This window comes from Halobellus sp. Atlit-38R, from assembly GCF_003665925.1.
Taxonomy (GTDB): Archaea; Halobacteriota; Halobacteria; order Halobacteriales; family Haloferacaceae; genus Haloquadratum; species Haloquadratum inordinatus.
In genome coordinates, this window is sequence record NZ_QXIJ01000230.1 from 1 (window position 1) to 501 (window position 501).

The 501-nt window shown below is 58.9% G+C and carries 1 protein-coding gene; it reads right to left on the bottom strand.

The genetic code is table 11. The features are described from left to right. Window positions 1-13: 13 nt before the first annotated feature. Window positions 14-501, bottom strand: a 488-nt coding sequence (locus tag D3D02_RS19095; RefSeq protein ID WP_147435751.1) for a polysaccharide biosynthesis C-terminal domain-containing protein, incomplete at its 5' end; no start/stop codon positions are given.

A 501-nucleotide genomic window follows, 5' to 3' on the forward strand; every position in this document is an offset into this window, starting at 1 on the left:
GTCGAAAAACGTCCTAGACAGCCGGTATCGACACCGGTAGGTACTGGTTGACGATCTGGCGGATGTCGGGGTCCAGCAGGACCAGCACGGCGTAGGTGCCGGCCCCGGTGAAGACGATAGCGAACAACGTGGGCAGCGTCAGGGGTGCGAAGGCTGTCGCGAGGCTAGCCACCGAGAGCCCCATAACTGTCGTGCTAATGAGTTGCCAGGATACGCTCTTGATCGGTAACGAAAGGTCCAGTATTCTGCTAATAGAGATCCACTGGTAAAGTGTATCGAGGAGTTTCGAGGTGAAGGTGGCAACGGCTGCACCGACGAGTCCGTAGGTCGGGATCAACACCAGGTTCAACACGATCGCTAGGGTCACGCCCATCAACCGCGAACGGAAGGGCACGTCCGCTCGGTCCATCCCGGTCAGTACCGAGTTACCGATCCGCTGGACCGACTCTACAACCATGTATCCCGCGAGGATCGCCATCGGGATCGCGGCCTCAACGTACA